This window comes from Streptomyces sp. NPDC044704 (assembly GCF_056433525.1).
In genome coordinates this window covers 282,807-301,953 of sequence record NZ_JBWKGY010000007.1, presented here as the reverse complement: position 1 = coordinate 301,953, position 19,147 = coordinate 282,807, and the positions used below count along the sequence as shown (strand labels likewise).

General features: G+C 72.3%; 15 protein-coding genes. 4 read left to right on the top strand and 11 right to left on the bottom strand.

Annotated elements, in window-relative coordinates; translation table 11 throughout:
- Nucleotides 1-120 precede the first annotated feature (120 nt).
- The 4 genes from AC07B0_RS20145 to proS all read right to left on the bottom strand — a co-directional run bounded on the left by AC07B0_RS20145 (nucleotide 121) and on the right by proS (nucleotide 3,336).
- Nucleotides 121-360, bottom strand: coding sequence for an RNA-binding protein (locus AC07B0_RS20145; protein ID WP_030011889.1), 240 nt, complete (start codon nucleotides 358-360; stop codon nucleotides 121-123).
- A 2-nt stretch (nucleotides 361-362) separates the two neighbouring features.
- Nucleotides 363-803: a 30S ribosomal protein S16 gene (gene rpsP, locus AC07B0_RS20140; protein ID WP_030162461.1), complete on the bottom strand. Its 441-nt coding sequence runs from the start codon at nucleotides 801-803 to the stop codon at nucleotides 363-365.
- A gap of 268 nt (nucleotides 804-1,071) precedes the next feature.
- Complete coding sequence (locus AC07B0_RS20135) at nucleotides 1,072-1,671, bottom strand: hypothetical protein (RefSeq protein ID WP_356877877.1); 600 nt, start codon at nucleotides 1,669-1,671, stop codon at nucleotides 1,072-1,074.
- Nucleotides 1,672-1,923: 252 nt separating this feature from the next.
- On the bottom strand, nucleotides 1,924-3,336 hold the full coding sequence (gene proS, locus AC07B0_RS20130) for a proline--tRNA ligase (RefSeq protein ID WP_356877878.1): 1,413 nt from the start codon (nucleotides 3,334-3,336) through the stop codon (nucleotides 1,924-1,926).
- Between the two features lie 131 nt (nucleotides 3,337-3,467).
- On the opposite strand from proS, the gene AC07B0_RS20125 reads away from it, so the two are divergent.
- Nucleotides 3,468-4,148, top strand: a complete 681-nt coding sequence (locus AC07B0_RS20125) for a methyltransferase type 11 (protein ID WP_467297774.1) — start codon at nucleotides 3,468-3,470, stop codon at nucleotides 4,146-4,148.
- Nucleotides 4,149-4,187: 39 nt separating this feature from the next.
- Here the strand turns inward: AC07B0_RS20125 and ftsH are convergent, their stop codons facing one another.
- From ftsH to nsdA, 6 genes are all read right to left on the bottom strand, one after another.
- Complete coding sequence (gene ftsH, locus AC07B0_RS20120) at nucleotides 4,188-6,125, bottom strand: ATP-dependent zinc metalloprotease FtsH (protein ID WP_478865936.1); 1,938 nt, start codon at nucleotides 6,123-6,125, stop codon at nucleotides 4,188-4,190.
- A 176-nt stretch (nucleotides 6,126-6,301) separates the two neighbouring features.
- On the bottom strand, nucleotides 6,302-7,876 hold the full coding sequence (gene ffh / locus AC07B0_RS20115; RefSeq protein WP_356877881.1) for a signal recognition particle protein: 1,575 nt from the start codon (nucleotides 7,874-7,876) through the stop codon (nucleotides 6,302-6,304).
- Between the two features lie 225 nt (nucleotides 7,877-8,101).
- The gene (locus AC07B0_RS20110) at nucleotides 8,102-10,543 is read right to left on the bottom strand and encodes a [protein-PII] uridylyltransferase (protein WP_467297772.1); all 2,442 of its coding nucleotides are present in this window, start codon (nucleotides 10,541-10,543) and stop codon (nucleotides 8,102-8,104) included.
- Between the two features lie 17 nt (nucleotides 10,544-10,560).
- Nucleotides 10,561-10,899, bottom strand: a complete 339-nt coding sequence (locus tag AC07B0_RS20105; RefSeq protein ID WP_356877883.1) for a P-II family nitrogen regulator — start codon at nucleotides 10,897-10,899, stop codon at nucleotides 10,561-10,563.
- Nucleotides 10,896-12,236 carry an ammonium transporter gene (locus tag AC07B0_RS20100; protein ID WP_356877884.1) on the bottom strand — a complete coding sequence of 447 codons (1,341 nt, stop codon included), beginning with the start codon at nucleotides 12,234-12,236 and terminating at the stop codon, nucleotides 10,896-10,898. Before AC07B0_RS20100 ends, AC07B0_RS20105 begins: the two co-directional genes overlap by 4 nt.
- A gap of 307 nt (nucleotides 12,237-12,543) precedes the next feature.
- The gene (gene nsdA / locus AC07B0_RS20095; protein WP_356877885.1) at nucleotides 12,544-14,037 is read right to left on the bottom strand and encodes a transcriptional repressor NsdA; all 1,494 of its coding nucleotides are present in this window, start codon (nucleotides 14,035-14,037) and stop codon (nucleotides 12,544-12,546) included.
- 407 nt (nucleotides 14,038-14,444) lie between these two features.
- On the opposite strand from nsdA, the gene AC07B0_RS20090 reads away from it, so the two are divergent.
- Entirely contained in the window at nucleotides 14,445-15,113 is a 669-nt protein-coding gene (locus AC07B0_RS20090; protein WP_469381073.1) for a bifunctional DNA primase/polymerase, read from the top strand.
- A gap of 108 nt (nucleotides 15,114-15,221) precedes the next feature.
- On the opposite strand, the gene ftsY is transcribed toward AC07B0_RS20090, so the two are convergent.
- On the bottom strand, nucleotides 15,222-16,445 hold the full coding sequence (ftsY, locus tag AC07B0_RS20085; protein WP_356877887.1) for a signal recognition particle-docking protein FtsY: 1,224 nt from the start codon (nucleotides 16,443-16,445) through the stop codon (nucleotides 15,222-15,224).
- Between the two features lie 157 nt (nucleotides 16,446-16,602).
- On the opposite strand from ftsY, the gene AC07B0_RS20080 reads away from it, so the two are divergent.
- Both AC07B0_RS20080 and AC07B0_RS20075 read left to right on the top strand, forming a co-directional pair.
- Nucleotides 16,603-18,075, top strand: coding sequence for a cytosine permease (locus tag AC07B0_RS20080; protein ID WP_469381070.1), 1,473 nt, complete (start codon nucleotides 16,603-16,605; stop codon nucleotides 18,073-18,075).
- Between the two features lie 63 nt (nucleotides 18,076-18,138).
- Nucleotides 18,139-19,125 (top strand): LLM class flavin-dependent oxidoreductase, encoded by a 987-nt coding sequence (locus AC07B0_RS20075; RefSeq protein ID WP_356877889.1) that lies wholly within the window; start codon nucleotides 18,139-18,141, stop codon nucleotides 19,123-19,125.
- Nucleotides 19,126-19,147 lie beyond the last annotated feature (22 nt).

Below are 19,147 nucleotides of genomic sequence, written 5' to 3'. Positions count from 1 at the left end.
AGGCGGCACCTCTCCGTCGCGGTCTCTCAGGTCAATGGTGGCTCCGCCCGGGGGCGGAAACGACTCGGGCCGGGGTGGGCGACGAACGCCCTCCCCGGCCCGTGCCGGTGTTTCAGCTGTTCAGCGGACCTGGTCCACGTCGACGAGGTCGACGCGGATCCCCCGGCCGCCGATGGCACCCACGACGGTACGCAGAGCACGTGCGGTGCGGCCGTTGCGGCCGATCACCTTTCCGAGGTCATCCGGGTGGACCCGGACCTCGAGCACCTGTCCGCGGCGCAGGTTGCGCGAGGCGACCTGCACTTCGTCGGGGTTGTCCACAATGCCCTTCACGAGGTGCTCAAGAGCCTCCTCGAGCATGCTCAGGCCTCGGTCGACTCGGCGGCGGCCTCAGCCTCGTCCGCCTTCTTGTCGGCCTTCTTCGCCTTCTGCGTGATGGCCTCGCCCTTGGTCTCGCCGATGCCCTCGAGGGCCTTGGCGAACTCGTCGAAGGAGCGACGCTTGCTCTCCTTCGTCTCCGGCTGCAGCAGCGGCGCGGGGGCCGGGAGGCCCTTGTGCGCCTGCCAGTCACCGGTCAGCTTCAGGATGGCGAGCACAGCCTCGGTGGGCTGGGCGCCGACCGACAGCCAGTACTGCGCACGCTCGGCGTTGACCTCGATGCGCGACGGGTTGTAGGTCGGGTGGTAGATACCGATCTCTTCGATCGCGCGACCGTCCCGACGGGTACGGGCGTCGGCGACGACGATGCGGTAGTGCGGCTGGCGAATCTTGCCGAGGCGCTTGAGCTTGATCTTGACTGCCACTGGAGTGGTGTCTCCTGAACTTGACGTGGTTGGGCACATGAGATGCCACGTGGGGTTGCGGTACTCGGGTGCCCGATGGACGCGTCAGCCGGAGGAGAGAGGGGTCCTATGCGACTGTCGAGTACAGCTAGCCATTGTGCCATACGCCTGCGGCGCGCTCGGCCGGGAGAGGCGCGCCGGCCTCACCCGGCGCCCGCTCCGGGCAGGCGGACGCCCCGCGTCCCACCGCGTGCGGCCCGGCCGGGGGACGCCCTGCCGCTCCGGGCCTTCAGGAGGCGGCCGCGCTGACGGCCACGTCCGGGATCCGGAAGGGCTTCATGCAGCCGCCGCACACGATCGGCGCCTGGGCCAGTACGGAGGGGACGACGCGCACGTTGCGCCCGCAGTCGCAGACCGCCTTGACCCGGACGCCGCCGCCGGAGGAGCCGTGACGGGCGGCGGGTCCGCGGAAGCTGCGCTTGGTGTCGGCCGCGGTGGCGGCCGTGTGCGCCTTGAGGGCGCGCTGGAGCCGCTCGATGGTGGGGCGGTAGCGCTTCTTCGCCTCGGGGTTGAGGGAGACCAGCGAGAAGCCGCTGCTGGCGTGCGGCTCTTCGGAGTGGTCCAGCCCCATCTCCTCGGCGATCGCGAGGAATCTGCGGTTGTGGTAGCGGCCTGCCCGGGAGGTGTCTCGGACTCCGCGGGCGGCTGCGATGCCGTGGACTGCCTCGTGCAGCAGTCGCTCGAAGGAGAGCTCGGCGCCGCAGGCGGACGAGGACTCTCCGATCAGGGACTCGGGCGCGGCAAGGTCAGGCAGCTCGGGGTGGTACCGCTGAATGTCGGCCCACGCCTGCGCCAGCTCTGCGGCGAGAACAGGTGGTGTCGTGCTCACGTCGTGACAACGAGCCGGGGTGCCCCGGTGTTCCGATTCCGGGCCATTCCAAATTTTTTGCACGTACCAGTCAGTTCAGTCTCATGCGTCCGGAGGAGGACGGGTGCGTAGAACTCAGGAGGAGTCGGTACGTAACGAGGGCTAACGACGGCCACGCCCCCGGCGCGCGGCCGAAGCCGCACGCCGGGGGCGTGATCCTGGAACCCAGTGATCCTGGAACCCAAGGGTCCTTGAACCCAGCGGTCCTGGAACTCAGTAGGAGCGCGCGACGATGGCGAGCGTACCCGGGGCGTCGTCCGTCTCCGGAACCGACCCGTCCGGGGCGATCAGGCAGCGTACGGAGACGGCCTGCTCGGCCAGCTTGGCCTCGCCCTCGGGGCCCAGGTCGGCCCACGGGATGCGCGCCCAGCCGCCGGCGATGGCGGCCTCGGCGGCCTCCTCGATGGTCGCGACGTCCGACGTACGGGCCTCGCGGCGCTCGCGGGACTCGCGCAGCAGCTGGGCCTGGTCCTCGTCGAGGACCTTGGGCAGCAGGTCGGCGAGCGCGTCGATCTGCACCGGGGTCTTCCCGCCCGGGATCCGGCGGGCCAGCATCGCGGTGCCGGCCTCCAGGTCGCGGGGGCCGATCTCGATGCGGACGGGTACGCCCTTGAGCTCCCAGTCCACGGCGCGGCGGCCGAAGGGGGTGTCGACGCGGTCGTCCACGTGCACGCGCAGGCCGGCGGCCTTCAGCTGGGCGCCCAGCTCGCGGACCTTGGTCACGGCCTCGTCGCCCTTGATCGCCATGACGACGACCTGGACGTGCGCGAGGCGCGGCGGGACCCGCAGGCCGTTGTCGTCGCCGTGGGACATGATCAGGCCGCCGACCATGCGGGTCGAGACGCCCCACGAGGTCTGCCAGACGAGCTCCTGCTTGCCTTCCTTCGACAGGTACTGGGTGTTGAAGGCCTTGGCGAAGTTGGTGCCGAGTTCGTGGCTCGTGCCCAGCTGGAGGGCCTTGCCGTCGCCCATCATGCCCTCGAGGGTGAGGGTGTTGATGGCGCCGGCGAAGCGCTCCTTGGCGGTCTTGCGGCCGAGGACGACGTCGATGGCGAGGACGTTCTTCATGAAGTCGCCGTAGACGTCCGTGTGGATGCGCGCCGCGTACTCGCGGGCGTCCTCGTAGGTGGCGTGGGCGGTGTGGCCCTCCTGCCAGAGGAACTCGCTCGTACGGAGGAACACGCGGGGGCGCATCTCCCAGCGGACCACGTTGGCCCACTGGTTGATCAGCAGGGGCAGGTCGCGGTAGCTCTGGACCCACTTGGAGAAGTAGTCGTTGATGATCGTCTCGGAGGTGGGCCGGACGACGACCGGCTCCTCCAGCTCCTTGCCGCCGCCGTGCGTGACGACCGCGAGCTCGGGGGCGAAGCCCTCGACGTGCTCCGCTTCCTTCGTCAGGTAGGACTGCGGGATGAACAGCGGGAAGTACGCGTTCTGGGCGCCCGCGTCCTTGATCCGCGCGTCCATCTCCTGCTGCATCCGCTCCCACAGGCCGTAGCCGTACGGTCGGATGACCATGGTGCCGCGGACCGGACCGTTGTCGGCCAGCTCGGCCTTGTTGATCAGATCCTGGTACCAGCGGGGGAAATCCTCCGCCTGCGGGGTGAGAACGGGTGCCTTTGCCATGGCGCGAATGGTACGGCGCCTCGTGCGCCGAGCGTGAATCGGGTGGCGCGCTCCTCTGGACGCGGGGGCGAATGGGGAGTTCCCTGGCAACGGGGGCAAGGGGGCGACACGGAATCAGGAGCGCTCTTTCGATGACACCGACGCCGACGGCGACGCTCGTCGCCCGGGACTGGGCTGAGATCCAGGAACGGATGCTGGTACCGCTCTACGAGGCGGTCTACGAACGGCTGGAGGTCGGGCCGGGCGACCGGCTGCTGGGCCTCGACTGCGGGGCCGGGCTGGCCCTGCTGCTGGCTTCAGGGCGGGGAGCCGCCGCCACGGGCGTGGAGGCGGATCCGGCGCGCCGGGCGCTGGCCCGCGAACGGCTGCTGGAGGTGGTGGCGGGCCCTCCGGTGCCCGCGGCGCGGCCCTACGACGTCCTGCTGGCCTTCTCGCCGGCTCCGGGCGCGCTGGCCGCGGCCCTGCCCGCCGTGCGGCGGGGCGGGGCCGTGGTGCTGGCCGACTGGGGGCCGGTGGAGCGGTGCACGGTGCCGGCGGTGCTGGGCGGCGGGCCGGTGGCGCGGGACCTGGACGCGATGGTGGCGCGGGCGGGGCTGGTGCCGGACGGTTCGGGGCGGGTGTTCTGCCCCTTCGGGTACGCGGACGTGGACAGCGCCGTGCGCGGCCTGCTGTCGACGGGGCTCTACGACGGCGCGGCCGATCCCGCGCTGGCGGAGAAGGAGCTGTCGGAGGCGCTTCACCCGTACGAGCGGGGCGACGGCGCCGTCTGGCTGCCGAACATCTTCCGCTACGTCGTCGCCCGGGTGGCGTAACGGGACCGGTCCGGCTCCTCGCGGAGGGGCCGGAACCGGTCAGCCCGCGCCGTGGTCCTTGGTGAGGCGCGTGATGCCCGCTGCCGCGTACGCCGCCGCCTCGTCCAGGGTTTCGGCGGCGAGCAGGGCCTCGGCGAGCGCGTCGAGCTGCGGACGGTGCTCGCGCAGCAGGCGGCAGGCCTCCTCGTAGCACTCGTCGACGATCCGGCGCATCTCGTGGTCGACCGTGTCGAGGGTGGCGGGGGCGGCCGCGAGGCCGTACGGGCTCTGGCCGTCGGACGGGATGGCGGTGAGGCGGCCGACGCGCTCGCTCATGCCCCAGCGTCCGGCCATGCCGCGGGCGATGCTCGTGACCTGTTCGAGGTCGCTCTCGGAGCCCGTGGTGATCACCTCGTAGACGACGTGTTCGGCGGCCATGCCGCCGAGGGCTCCGATGATGCGGCCCCGGAGGTACTCCTCGGTGTAGGCGTAGCGGTCGGCGTCCGGGGTGGAGAGGGTGACGCCGAGGGCCCGGCCGCGGGGAACGATGGTGATCTTGCGGACGGGGTCGGCGCCCGGCTGGAGCATGCCCAGGAGGGCGTGTCCGCTCTCGTGGTAGGCCGTGCGGCGGCGCTCCTCCTCCGGCATGACCAGGGACCTCTCGGCGCCGAGCTGGACCTTTTCCAGCGCGTCGGACAGGTCGGCCTGGGTGACCGCCTGCTGTCCGCGCTTGACGGCGAGCAGCGCGCCCTCGTTGGCGAGGTTGGCCAGTTCGGCGCCGGTCATGCCGGGGGTGCTGCGGGCCACCTGGGCGAGGTCCACGTCGCCGGCGAGGGGGATGTCGCGGGTGTGGATGCGCAGGATGGCCTCGCGGCCCCGGCGGTCGGGCGGGGAGACGACCACGGTCCGGTCGAAGCGTCCGGGGCGGGTGAGCGCGGGGTCGAGGACGTCGGCCCGGTTGGTGGCGGCGAGGACGACGACGCCCTCCGAGCCGGAGAACCCGTCCATCTCGGTGAGGATCTGGTTGAGGGTCTGTTCGCGTTCGTCGTGGCCGCCCATGCCGGCGCCGGCGCCCCGGGCGCGGCCGATGGTGTCGATCTCGTCGATGAAGATGATCGCGGGGGCCACCTTGCGGGCCTCGGTGAAGAGTTCGCGGACCCGGGAGGCGCCGACGCCGACGATCATCTCGATGAACTCGGAGGCGGAGGCGGAGAAGAAGGGCACTCCGGCCTCGCCGGCGACGGCCCGGGCCAGCAGGGTCTTGCCGGTGCCGGGAGGGCCGGAGAGCAGGACGCCTCCGGGCATGCGGGCGCCCATCTTCCGGTACCGCTGGGGGTTCTTGAGGAAGTCGACGACGTCGTTGAGCTCGCCCGCGACCTCGTCGATGCCCGCCACGTCCTCGAAGCTGGTGCGGTGGACGCCCTCCAGTTCCACCGGCCTGGGCGGGGCCTTGCGGCCGAGTCCGCCCATGCCGCCGCCCATCGCCGAGCCCATGCGGCGGGCGATGACCACCCACAGCAGGACCAGAAGGAGCATCGGGGCGAGGGAGATCAGGAGGTTGGCGAGGAAGCTGCGCTGGACGACGACCGGGGAGGCGGTCACGGTCACGTTCTGCCGGGTGAGTTCGGCCCACAGGGCGTCGTCGGCGAAGGCGGGGCGCTGGGTGACGAACTTGGTGTAGTCGCCCTTGTCCCCGTCGGGCAGCGGCTTCTTGGCCTTGAGTTCACCCTGGATGGCGTCGCCCTTGGAGTAGATCTTCGAGACGTTGCCGTCGGCGACCTGCTTGCTGAACTCCGTGTAGGAGATGACGGGCTCGTCGCCCTCGTTGAAGAACGACAGGACGACGTTGGTGATCAGGTAGACGATCAGGGCGGCGAGGACGAGCGCCCGCCAGCCCCCGGGCATCTTCTTGCGGGGCGGCGGGGAGGGCGGTGCGCCTTCCGAGCGCCAGGGCGTGTCGGCCCGGTCGCGCGGCGGTACGGGGGTGGGGCTGGGCACGGGGCCTCCTTATGCCGTCCTCCCGGCCGACGATAAGGGACAAACCTGATCATTGCCCCCGCAGGAGTCGGCGCGTGGAACGAGCGCGCGGAAACGTGGAAACCAGGAAGGGCCCCGGCCGCGCGACCTGGTGCGGTCACGTCGGCCGGGGCCCTCCCCCGCTCGCGGCGTACGTCCTACTTCATGAACTTCTTGAACTCGTCCGGCAGGTCGAAGTCCTGGCCGGGCTGGCCGCCGCCGGCCGGGAGGCCGAACGGGTTGCCGCCCGCGGCGGGCTCCGCCGCCTGCGGACCCTGCTCGCGCCGGGCCGCGGCCGCGGCCTCCTCTTCCTTGCGCTTCATCGGGTTGCCGCTCTTGCGCTTGCCCTTGGCCTGCTTGATCTGCTTCTTCTGCCGGCCGGGGCCGCCACCCATGCCCGGCAGGCCCGGCATCCCCGGCATGCCGCCGCCCTGGGCCATGCGGGACATCATCTTGCGGGCCTCGAAGAAGCGCTCCACGAGCGCCTTGACGGCGCTGACCTCGGTGCCGGAGCCCTTGGCGATGCGGGCGCGGCGGGAGCCGTTGATGAGGTGCGGGTCCTGGCGCTCGGCCGGGGTCATCGACTTGATGATCGCGGCCGTGCGGTCGACGTCGCGCTCGTCGATGTTGTTGATCTGGTCCTTGATCTGGCCCATGCCCGGCAGCATGCCGAGGAGCTTGGAGATGGAGCCCATCTTGCGGACCTGCTCCATCTGGGCCAGGAAGTCGTCGAGCGTGAACTCCTTCGGCCCCTTCGCCAGCTTGGCCGCCATCTTCTCGGCCTCGGCCTGGCTGAAGGTCTTCTCGGCCTGCTCGATGAGGGTGAGCATGTCACCCATGTCGAGGATCCGGCCCGCCATGCGGTCCGGGTGGAAGGCGTCGAACTCGTCGAGCTTCTCGCCGTTCGAGGCGAACATGATCTGCTTGCCGGTGACGTGCGCGATGGAGAGCGCGGCACCGCCACGGGCGTCGCCGTCGAGCTTGGAGAGCACCACGCCGTCGAAGCCGACGCCGTCGCGGAAGGCCTCGGCGGTGTTGACCGCGTCCTGGCCGATCATCGCGTCGACGACGAAGAGGATCTCGTCCGGGCTGACGGCGTCGCGGATGTCCGCGGCCTGCTGCATCAGCTCGGCGTCGATGCCCAGGCGGCCGGCGGTGTCGACGATCACGATGTCGAACTGCTTGGTGCGGGCGTACTCGACGGAGTCCTTCGCGACCTGGACCGGGTCGCCGACGCCGTTGCCGGGCTGGGGCGCGTACACCGCGACGCCCGCGCGCTCGGCGACGACGGAGAGCTGGTTGACGGCGTTGGGGCGCTGGAGGTCGCACGCCACCAGGAGCGGGGCGTGGCCCTGCCCCTTCAGCCAGAGGCCGAGCTTTCCGGCGAGGGTGGTCTTACCGGCACCCTGGAGACCCGCGAGCATGATCACGGTGGGCGCGGTCTTGGCGAAGCGCAGCCGGCGGGTCTCGCCGCCGAGGATCGAGACCAGCTCGTCGTTGACGATCTTGAGGACCTGCTGGCCGGGGTTCAGCGCCTTGCTGACCTCCTCGCCACGGGCCCTTTCCTTGACGTTCGCGATGAAGGAGCGGACGACGGGGAGCGCGACGTCGGCCTCGAGGAGGGCGATACGGATTTCCCGCGCCGCAGCGTCGATGTCCTGCTCGGAGAGGCGGCCTTTGCCCCGGAGGGACTTGAAGGTCGCGCTGAGGCGGTCGGAAAGCGTATCGAACACGGTGGTCGCGATTCCTCGGGTCGGGGGCGTGGTGGTCGTCCCCCAGGGTATCGGGCCGCGCCGCCTGCCCGGCCCTGCGGGCGGCATTCCCTTCGCCCGCCCCTCCCCGTCCGCCGTCCCGGGGCGGACGGGCGTACGGGGAGCGGCGGCGGGGACGCCCCCGGGGCGCGTGGTGAAAGTGGCGCCGGGCGCCCGGAGGGCCGGGCGCCACTTTCACCGCACGCCCTACGCCAGGGCGGCCTGCACCGACGCGGCCAGGGCGGCCGCGTCCGGGGCGCCCAGGGGTTTGCCGTCGGCGTCGACGACGTAGACGGTGTCCACGGCGTTGGCGCCCAGGGTGGACACGTGCGCGCTGCGCACCCGGACCCCGGCGCCCTCCAGGGCCCGGCCGATGCGGTGCAGCAGTCCCACCGCGTCGGGGGCGCGCACCTCCAGGACGGTGGCCAGCGAGGAGACGTCCGGGACCACGCCCACCCGGGGCGGCGGCGGTACGACGCCCCGCCTCCTCGGGTAGGCCGCCTCGCGGTCCGCCAGCTTCGCCGGGACGTCCAGGGAGCCGTCGAGCGCCCGGATCAGGTCGGTCCGCAGCCGGGCCGCCTGGGGCAGGGCCCCGTATTCGGCGGCGACCCGCCAGCGCAGTACGAGGACCTCGCCGGGCAGGTCCGGGAGCTCCAGGGAGCGCAGGTCCGCCGCCCGGACGGTCAGCCGGTGCAGGGCCAGCACCCCGGCGGCCGCCGGGAGCACGCCGGGCTGGTCGGGAACGGCGAGGACCAGCTCCACGCCGACCGCCTCGTCCTCCTCCTCGCGGGCGTGCAGGGCCAGCACCGGCTCCCCGGTGCGCAGCGCCTCCACCGCCAGGCGCTCCAGTTCGGTGCCGGGGATCTCCGGCTCCGTGGCGGCGGGCGGCGCGCCCCGCAGGACGGCGGCGACCCGTTCCACGAGGTCGGCGACGAGGGAGCCCCGCCAGGTGCTCCAGGCGGCGGGGCCGGTCGCGAGGGCGTCGGCCTCGGTCAGGGCGTGCAGGATCTCCAGCGTGCCGAGCGAGCCCAGGACGCGCGCGACCGAGCGGACGGTGGCCGGGTCGTCCAGGTCGCGCCGGGTCGCGGTGTCGATGAGCAGCAGGTGGTGGCGTACGAGGACGGCGAGCACGGCGGCGTCCTCGGCGTCGAAGCCGACCCGGACGGCCATGTCCCGGGCGATGGTCTCGCCGGCCACCGAGTGGTCCCCGGGCCAGCCCTTGCCAATGTCGTGCAGCAGGGCCGCCATGAGCAGCAGGTCGGGGCGGCTCACCCGGCGGGTCAGGGCCGAGGCCCGTACCGCCGTCTCGATCAGGTGCCGGTCCACCGTCCAGGTGTGCACCGGGTTGCGCTGCGGCCTGCACCGCACCCGCTCCCAGTCGGGGAGCAGCCGGGTGATCAGCCCCTCGGCCTCCAGCGCCTCCCACACCCCGACCGTCGGCTCGCCCGCGCCCAGCAGGGTCACCAGCTGTTCCCGGGCCTCGGCCGGCCAGGGCACCGGCAGCGGCTTGGCCTGCGCCGCGAGGCGTCGTACGGAGTGCAGGGACACGGGCAGTCCGGCCTGTGCGGCCGCCGCCCCGAACCGCAGGGGCAGTACGGGGTCCCGGTCGGGCCGTGCGGCCAGTGCCAGTACGGCCTCCCCGTCGGACTCCACGACCCCCTCGGCCAGCGGTGCGCGCTCGGCTGCCGGAGCCCCCCGTGTCCCCAGCAGCCCGCGCAGCCTCGGCCGGGCGGCCCGCGCCCGCAGCACCCGGCCGACCTCGCGCCAGGTGACGTCGCCCGCGTACGCGATGACCCGCGCGGCCTCGTACACCTCGCGCAGCAGGGCGTCCGAGTCCATCAGGCCCAGCCGGGCGGCGACCTGGTCCTGCTCCTGGAGGGCGAGCCGGTCGGTCGCCCGGCCCGTCACCAGGTGCAGCGCGTCCCGCGCGTCCAGCAGCCGCCGCCGGGCCTCGGCGAGTCCCTCGCGCGGGGCGTCGGCCAGCCAGGACGCCGCCACGGCCCGCAGCGCGGTGGCGTCGCGCAGTCCCCCGCGGGCCTCCTTCAGGTCGGGTTCCAGCAGGAAGCGCAGCTCCCCCGCCCGGTCGGCCCGGTCGCGGCACAGGGCGTGGAGCTGCGGGAGCCGTTTGGCGGCCTGGTTGCGCCAGTCGGCCAGGACCGAGGTGCGCAGTCCGGCGAGCAGTCCGGCGTCCCCGGCGACGGGCCGGGCGTCGAGCAGCCCGAGGTGCACCTTGAGGTCCTCGGCGGCGGTCTTGCGGGCCTCGGCCGGGGTCCGCACCGAGTGGTCCAGGGCCAGGCCGAGGTCCCACACGGGGTACCAGAGCCGGTCCGCGAGGGCGGCGAGCGCCCGCGGCTGCGCCTTGCCGTCGTGGAGCAGCAGCAGGTCGAGGTCGCTGCGCGGGGACAGTTCCCCCCGCCCGTAGCCGCCGACGGCGACGAGGGCGGCGCCCCGGACGCCCGTCTCCCGTACGGCCGTGGCGAACAGGGCGTTCAGCCAGTCGTCGGTGAGCCCGGACAGGGCGGAACGCCGGGAGGGCCCGGACCGCGACTCCTCCTGGAGGAGTCGCAGCCGGGCCGCGGCGTAGCCGCTGGGTCCCGGGTCGCGGGGATCGTTGTCCGGACCGTTCGTGGTCTCTTCGACGCTCGTCACCCAGGAGCTCCCGTCGGCTAGAGCGCGTCTGCGCCGCGCTCGGAGGTGCGGACCCGGACGACCGAGTCCACGGTGACGCTCCACACCTTGCCGTCGCCGATCTTGCCGGTGCTGGCGACGCGCACGATGAGGTCGATCAGCTCCTCGGCGTCGCCGTCCTCGACGAGGACCTCGATGCGGATCTTCGGTACGAGGTCGACGGTGTACTCGGCGCCCCGGTAGACCTCGGTGTGGCCGCGCTGGCGCCCGTAGCCGCTGGCCTCGGAGACGGTGAGCCCCTGGACCCCGAACGCCTGGAGGGCTTCCTTGATCTCGTCCAGCTTGTACGGCTTGACGATCGCGGTGATCAGCTTCATGCGTCTACCTTCTTGCTCGCGGCGGGGGCGGGTGCCGTGACGGTGCGCGAGGCCGCTCCGCCGCCGGCCCCGCTGAAGTCGTAGGCCGTCTCGGCGTGCTCGACCTGGTCGATGCCGGAGACCTCGACGTCCTCGGTGACGCGCATTCCGATCGTCTTGTCGAGGAGGAGGGCGAGGATCGCCGACGCGACGAGAGAGTAGGCGAGGACGGCGAAGACGCCCACGGCCTGCTTGCCGAGCTGCTCCAGGCCGCCGCCGTAGAAGAGGCCGGCCGCGTCGGACTGCACGCCTCCGGTGGCGAAGAAGCCGACGAGGAGGGAGCCGGCGATGCCGCCGACGAGGTGGACGCCGACCACGTCGAGGGAGTCGTCGTAGCCGAACTTGTACTTGAGGCCGACGGCCATGGCGCACAGGACACCGGCGATGGCACCGACGGCGATCGCGCCGAGGGGGCTGACGGATCCGCCGGCGGGGGTGATGGCGACGAGGCCGGCGACCGCGCCGGAGGCGGCGCCGAGGGTGGTGAAGGAGCCGTGGCGCAGCTTCTCGTAGGCGAGCCAGGCGAGCATGGCGGCGGCGGTGGCGACCTGGGTGTTGACGAACATGACGGCGCCGACGCCGTCGTCGTTGCCGAGCCAGGAGCCGGCGTTGAAGCCGAACCAGCCGAACCACAGCAGGCCCGCGCCGAGCATCACGAGGGGGAGGCTGTGCGGGCGCATCGGGTCCTTCTTGAAGCCGACGCGCTTGCCGATGACCAGGATGACGCCGAGGGCCGCGGCGCCGGCGTTGATGTGGACGGCGGTGCCGCCCGCGAAGTCGATGACGCCGAGCTCGAAGAGCCAGCCGCCCGCGCCCCACACCCAGTGGGCGACGGGGAAGTAGACGACGGTGACCCACAGGGCGGTGAACAGCACCCAGGCGCTGAACTTGACGCGGTCGGCGAGGGCGCCGCTGATGAGGGCCGGGGTGATGACGGCGAACATCAGCTGGAAGACGGCGAAGACGTATACCGGGATGGTGTAGCCGTCCCAGAGCTCGGTGATCCCGATGCCGCTGAGGCCGACGTAGTCGGAGTTCCAGCCGATGAGGGAGCCGGAGTCGGTGCCGAAGGCGAGGCTGAAGCCGTAGAGGACCCACAGGATCGTGACGATCCCGAGGCTGATGAAGCTCATCATCAGCATGTTGAGGCTGCTCTTGACGCGGACCATGCCTCCGTAGAAGAAGGCGAGTCCCGGGGTCATCAGCATGACCAGGGCGGAGCAGATGAGCATGAACCCGGTGTTCGCGGCAGACAGCGTCGGGGCGTCTGCCGCGAGGGTCGTGATGGCTGATGCCATCGGCGTCTCCTCGTCGTCGGTACGTTCGCGTGCGGGCGATCGTGAAAACCTGAGCGGCGTTAAGGGGTCCGGCCGGCTGGGGGACTGGCCGGTTAATGGCCTTGAGATTCGCGCAGGCCGGTTTCCGGCGGCGCCGCTGGGTGTTTCGCCGCGATGACGAAGAGGTCGTGCGTGTTACGCGTCCATGAACGGATCATGCGGAGAGCCCGGCCGCGGCGGTGACCCGGGTGACCTGGCTGGGGGAGCCTGATCGGGCTTCACGGGGTGACTGCCGCGGCCGGGGCCTTGGGGGCGGCCGGGAGGGCCGTCAGACGGCCTCGGCGGCCTCGGGGAGGCGGGATGCGAGGAGGTCGGTCAGCCGGACCACCTCGGCGACGTCTCCGTACTCACGGGCGGCGGTGTCCACGGTCTTGCGCAGCCGCGTGTTCACCCGTTCGGAGCGCACCTTTCGCGCCACGTCGAGGGCCTGGTCGACGAGGACGGTGGCCTGCTCGGGCTCACGCTGGAGCAGGTGGACGGTGGCCATGCCGATGAGGTTCAGGGCGTACGAGCGCTGGTGTTCCTCGTCCTTGGCGAACAGCTCGACGGCGCGTTCCATGACCGGTTCGGCGAGGGAGGCGTAGGTGGGGCTGCGGCCGGCGACGTAGGCCAGGTCGCGGTACGAGTGGGAGTTCTCGCCGTTGAGTTCCGCCTCGGAGAAGAAGCGGATCCAGTCGGGCTCGGGCTCGCCGCCGAAGCCGACGTCGGAGAAGGTGTCCTCGGCCATCCGGACGGCCCGCTTGCAGCGGCTGGGCTGGCCCATGTTGGCGTAGGCGCGGGCCTCCATCGCATACAGCATGGCCTGGGTGCGCGGGCCGGCGCAGTCGCGGCTGCCGTACTGCGCGAGGTGGATGAGTTCCAGGGCGTCCTCGGGGCGGCCCAGGTGGATCATCTGGCGGCTCATGCTGGACAGGATGTACGAGCCGAGCGGCTTGTCCCCGCCCTCCTTGGCGGCGTGCAGCGCGAGGACGAAGTACTTCTGGGCGGTGGGGTGCAGGCCGATGTCGTAGCTCATCCAGCCGGCGAGCTCGGCGAGTTCGGCGGCCACCTTGAAGAGCCGCTTCATGACCGGGGCCGGGTGGTTCTCCTGGAGCAGGTCGGTGACCTCGTGCAGCTGGCCCACGACGGCCTTGCGGCGCAGTCCGCCGCCGCACTGGGCGTCCCACTGGCGGAACATCACGGTGGTGGCTTCGAGGAGGTCGAGTTCCGGTTCCGAGAGCCGGGGCGGCCGGTGGCCGCCGGCCTGGCCCGCCGGCCCGCCCTCGGCGCGCGGTCCGGGGTCGGCGGCCGGGACCGGGACGAGCCAGCGCTGCATGGGCTCGATGAGGGCGGGGCCGGCGGAGAGCGCGAGCGAGGTCCCGAGGAAGCCGCGGCGGGCGAGCATGAGGTCGCTGCGGGAGAACTCGCTGAGCAGCTCGACGGTCTGCGGACCGGCCCAGGGCAGGTCCACGCCGGAGACCGAGGGCGTCTGGTGGGCGGTGCGCAGGCCGAGCTGTTCGATGGCGACGACGGAACCGAAGCGTTCGGAGAACAGCTCCGAGAGGATGCGCGGCACGGGTTCGCGGGGCTGTTCGCCGTCCAGCCAGCGGCGGACCCGGGAGGTGTCGGTGCTGATGTGGTGGGCGCCCATCTGGCGGGCCCGGCGGTTGACCTGGCGGGCCAGTTCGCCCTTGGACCAGCCGCTGCGGACGAACCACGAGGTCAGCTGAACATTGCGGTCAGCGGATTCCTCGATCGTTCCGCTTGCGCCGTTGCCGCTCACTGGAACGCCCCCATCCGCATCGCCTCTTCACACGGAACCCTGGCCGTGGCGGCCGTTGCCGCCGGGGACCTTCACAGGTCCTCCACGGATTGCCTCCGGCATACCCACGGTCGGGTCCGCCTTCGGGGTTCGTGCACCGAAAGTAATCCTACGATCACCCCTGCGGCGAGGTCGATTCCAGAAACGCCACCATTCGCCACCCCTTCGAATGAACTCGCCACCGGCCAGGCGCGATTCACTTGACATGAAGGCGGAACGGAACGGTTGGACGGGAGTGCGCACGGGGCGCGCGCGGCGAGGAGTGCGCCGGGCGGGCCCCGCCGGAGAACGTGCCGCACCCGGCCGCCGACAGGTCCCGCCGACGTCGTAACCACCGGCGCGTCCGACCCGTTGGAGGGGGCATGGGCATGGGCTTCACGATCGGCGGCAGCCGCGGCACCAAGGAGTTCCGTTCCGGCGTCCGGCGCCGGGGCAGGACCTCGGAGTGCACGACGGTGGCGGAGTACACGGGGCTGTGGGGCTGGGATACGGTGCCCGGCGCCCGGGCCGCCGCCCCCGCCCGGGACTGCTCCTGCGGTCATACGAAATGCGGTGCGCCGGGGGCGCATCCGCTGGACTTCGCTCCCACCGTCCCCGCGGGCGCCACCCTCGACGAGGTCACCGAGGTCTGGGGCGAGTACCCGGGCGCGGCGATCCTCCTCCCGGTCGGCCGGACCTTCGACGTCATCGAGGTGTCCGAGGAAGCGGGGCGCCGGGCCCTGGTCCGGATGGAGCGGATGGGGCTGCCGCTCGGCCCGGTGACGGTGACCCCGGACGGCCGGTCCCAGTTCTTCGTCGCCCCGGGCGCGGCCGCCGAGCTGCCGCAGCTGCTGTACCGGATGGGCTGGGACGACGCCGATCTGGACCTGCGCGCCCTGGGCCACGGCGCCTTCCTGACCGCCCCGCCCTCCGACCACGCGGGCCTCGGCCCGGCCGGCTGGCTGCGCCGCCCCGCGCTGGACTGCGCGGGCGGGCCCCCGCAGGCCCGGCTGCTGCTCGGCACCCTGGCCTACATCTGTCACCGCTTCCGGCACTGAGGCCCCGCACGGCGGCGGACGGCCCCGCACGCGCCGGTGCCCCCGGGTCCGTGGGGACCCGGGGGCACCGGTGTGCGGAGCGGAGCGCGGTCGGCGCGTGGGGCGGGCTCAGTCGCCGATCAGGGCGTCCACGAACGCCTCCGGCTCGAAGGGGGCCAGGTCGTCCGGGCCCTCGCCGAGGCCGACGAGCTTGACCGGGACGCCCAGCTCGCGCTGGACGGCGACGACGATGCCGCCCTTGGCGGTGCCGTCGAGCTTGGTGAGCACGATGCCGGTGATGTCGACGACCTCGGCGAAGACGCGGGCCTGCGTCAGACCGTTCTGGCCGGTGGTGGCGTCGAGGACGAGCAGGACCTCGTCCAGCGGGCCGTGCTTCTCCACGACGCGCTTGACCTTGCCGAGCTCGTCCATGAGGCCGGTCTTGGTGTGGAGGCGGCCGGCGGTGTCGATGAGCACCACGTCGGCCCCCTCGGAGATGCCCTCCTTGACCGCGTCGTAGGCGATCGAGGCGGGGTCGCCGCCTTCGGGACCGCGCACGGTGCGCGCCCCGACCCGGTCGCCCCAGGTCTGGAGCTGGTCGGCGGCGGCCGCGCGGAAGGTGTCGGCCGCGCCGAGGACCACGCTGCGGCCGTCGGCCACGAGGACGCGGGCGAGCTTGCCGGTGGTGGTGGTCTTGCCGGTGCCGTTGACGCCGACGACCATCACGACGGCCGGGGTGTCGACGCCGGACTCGGTCTTCACGGCACGGTCGAAGTCGGTGCCGACCAGCGTCAGCAGCTCCTCCTTGAGCAGGGCGCGCAGGTCGGCGGGGGTGCGGGTGCCGAGCACCTTGACCCGCTCGCGGAGCCGGTCCACCAGCTCCTGGGTCGGCGCGACGCCCACGTCGGCGATGAGGAGGGTCTCCTCGATCTCCTCCCAGGTGTCCTCGTCGAGGTGCTCGCGCGAGAGGAGCGTGAGCAGCCCCTTGCCGAGGGAGTTCTGCGAACGGGCGAGCCGCGCGCGCAGCCGGACCAGGCGGCCGGCGGTGGGCTCGGGCACCTCGATCTCGGGCGCGGCCGGGGCCTCGACGACCGGATCCTCGACCGCGACCGGCGATTCGAGGGCGGCCCCGGCGTCGGGGAGGGTGACCTCCTCGATCGTGCGGCGCGGCTCTTCCGCCGTCGGTGCGGCGTCCTCCCCCACCTGCGGTTCGGCGGGCGGGGCAGTGATGGTCGGCGTGCTCGGCGGCGCCGTGGGGGGCAGCTGCTTCTTCTTGCGGCTGCTGACCACGAGCCCGCTGATCGCGCCGACCGCGACCAGGGCGATGACTACAGCAAGGATGAGGATTTCCATAACAGGGCCAGTATGCGCGACCGCGCGCACGGCACTCCGTCGGTGCGGCCCGGGCGTCCCCGCCGGTTCCCCCAGAGCACTAAGCCTCTATTTGTCTTCTTCGCCGCGAATCTACGATGATGGGCGACTCCCCCACCCTGCCCCCACGGAGTAGCGCATGCCTGCCGAGACCGCCGACGGCGCGATAGCCGCCCCGGCCGAGACCGCCGTCGAGACCCGCGGGCTGGAGCCCGTACCCGACGGCGAGCGCACCGGACGCGTCCGCGAGCTCGTTCCCACCTGGGTCGCCGCGAACATCAGCGTGCTGCTGCTCACCATGGGCGCGGGGCTGGTGATCCTCAACGGGCTGAACATCTGGCAGGTGCTCGTCGTGGCGGTCGCCGCGCCCGTGATCTCGTACGGGATCGTGGGCCTGATCTCCATCGCCGGCAAGCGCGGCGGGGCGCCCGGCATGGCCCTGTCCCGGGCCGTCTTCGGGCAGCGCGGCAACCTGTTCCCGGGCGCGCTGATCTGGGTGGCCCGGTGGGGCTGGGAGACCATCAACGCGGTCAGCGGGGCCTACGCCGTCCTGACCGTCCTGGACCTCCTCTTCGGGATCGAGAGCAGCACCCCGCTCATCGTCGTGACCCTGCTGTTCTTCGTGGGCTGCACCTTCGTGGTCTCCGGGCTCGGCATCAACGCGCTGCGCGTCTGCTCCACCTGGTCGACGTACCTCTTCGGCGGCTTCAGCGTGCTCGTGCTGGGCTACCTGCTCTTCAACACCGACTGGTCGGCCGTCTTCGACAAGCCGGCCGGCTCCACGGCGATGATGATCGCGGGCATCGGCACCATCGCCGCGGGCGGCATCTCCTGGGTGCCCTCCGGCCCGGACTTCACCCGGTACCTGCCCCGCACCGCCTCGTCCCGCGGCATGGTCGGCGCGACGATCGGCGGCGCGGGGGTCGTGGTGCTGCCGATGGTGCTGATGGGCGCCGTGATGGCCGTCGGCACCCCCGACCTGGCCACGGCCCAGGATCCGGTCTCCTTCATCGGGGAGCTGCTACCCACCTGGCTCGCGGTGCCGTACCTGCTCATCGCGCTCATCGGCATGCTGCTGATCAACTCGATGTCCATGTACTCGGCCGGCTTCACCGCGCAGACCCTCGGCATCAAGGTCCCGCGGGCCTGGGCGGTCAGCGTCAACGCGATCATCAGCCTGGTCTTCGGCTTCCTGCTCATGGTCGTCGCGACGAGCTTCTTCGGCTCGTTCATCTCCTTCCTGACGCTGCTGGCCGTGGCCTTCTCCGCGTGGATCGGCGTGTTCGGCGTCGACATGCTGCGCCGCAGGACGTACGACGGCCCCGCGCTGCTGGACACCACCCGGACCAGCGCCTACTGGTACCGGGGCGGCTTCGCCTGGCAGGCCATGACGGCCTGGGCGCTCGCCCTGGTGACGGGCCTGCTGTTCACCAAGGTGGACTGGTTCAGCGGGCCGCTCGCCTCCACCTGGATCGGGCAGAACGGCCTGGGCTGGGTGACCGGCATCGTCACCTCCGGCGTGCTGTACGCCGTACTGCCGCGCACGGCGCCGGCGGAGCCCGCCCGCGGGGCCGCCGAGGAGCGCGAGCCCGCCGGGACCCTGTCCAACTGACGCCTCGTCAGCTAACGTCCCCCTTCGCCCGCCCACCCACATCCGGCGAAGGGGGACTCCTCCATGCCCATCACCGTGGCCCGGTTCAATCTCGTCGACCCGAACGGCGCCCCCGAGACCCTCTCCGCCCGTTACCGGGCGGCGCTGGAGATGGCCGCCTACGCGGACGACCGCGGGATCGACACCCTCCAGACCGAGGAGCACCACGGCACCGCGAACAACTGGATGCCCTCCCCCTTCACCTTCGCGGGCGCGGTCTTCGGCGCCACCCGCAGGATCGCGGTCACCGTCTCGGCGATCATCGGCCCGCTGCACGACCCGCTGAAGGTCGCCGAGGACATCGCCGTCCTGGACCTGCTCAGCGGGGGACGCCTCGTCACCGTGGCGGGCATCGGCTACCGGCCCGAGGAGTACGAGCAGCACGGCGTGGAGTGGGGCCGGCGCGGCAGGCTCCAGGACGAGCTGCTGGAGACCCTGCTGAAGGCCTGGACCGGCGAACCGTTCGCCTTCCGCGGCCGGACCGTACGGGTCACCCCGCGCCCCTTCACCCGGCCGCACCCGCTCCTGCTGGTCGGCGGCAGTTCCGAGGCGGCGGCCCGCCGCGCGGCCCGGCTGGGGCTGCCCTTCTTCCCCAGCGCGCACCTGCCGGAGCTGGAGGCGTACTACAACGCGAGGCTCGCGGAGTACGGCACGGAGGGCTTCTGCATGATGCCGGCGGCCGAGACCCCACTGCTGCACCTCGCGGAGGACCCGGACCGGGCGTGGGCCGAGTACGGCGGCCACTTCCTGCACGAGGCGGGCACGTACGCCTCCTGGCAGTCCAAGGACATCCGCAGCGCGGTGCGCTCCGGGGCGCGCACGGTCGAGGAGCTGCGCGCGGAGGGGGTGTACCGCATCCTGACCCCGGATCAGGCGGTGGAGTACGCGCGGGGCGCGGGCGAGGCGGGGAACCTGGTGCTGCACCCGCTGTGCGGGGGGATGCCGGTGGACGAGGGCTGGCGCAGCCTCCAGTTGCTGTGCGAACAGGTACTGCCCCGGCTCAAGGACTGAGCCGGGGCAGCGCCCAGGGAGG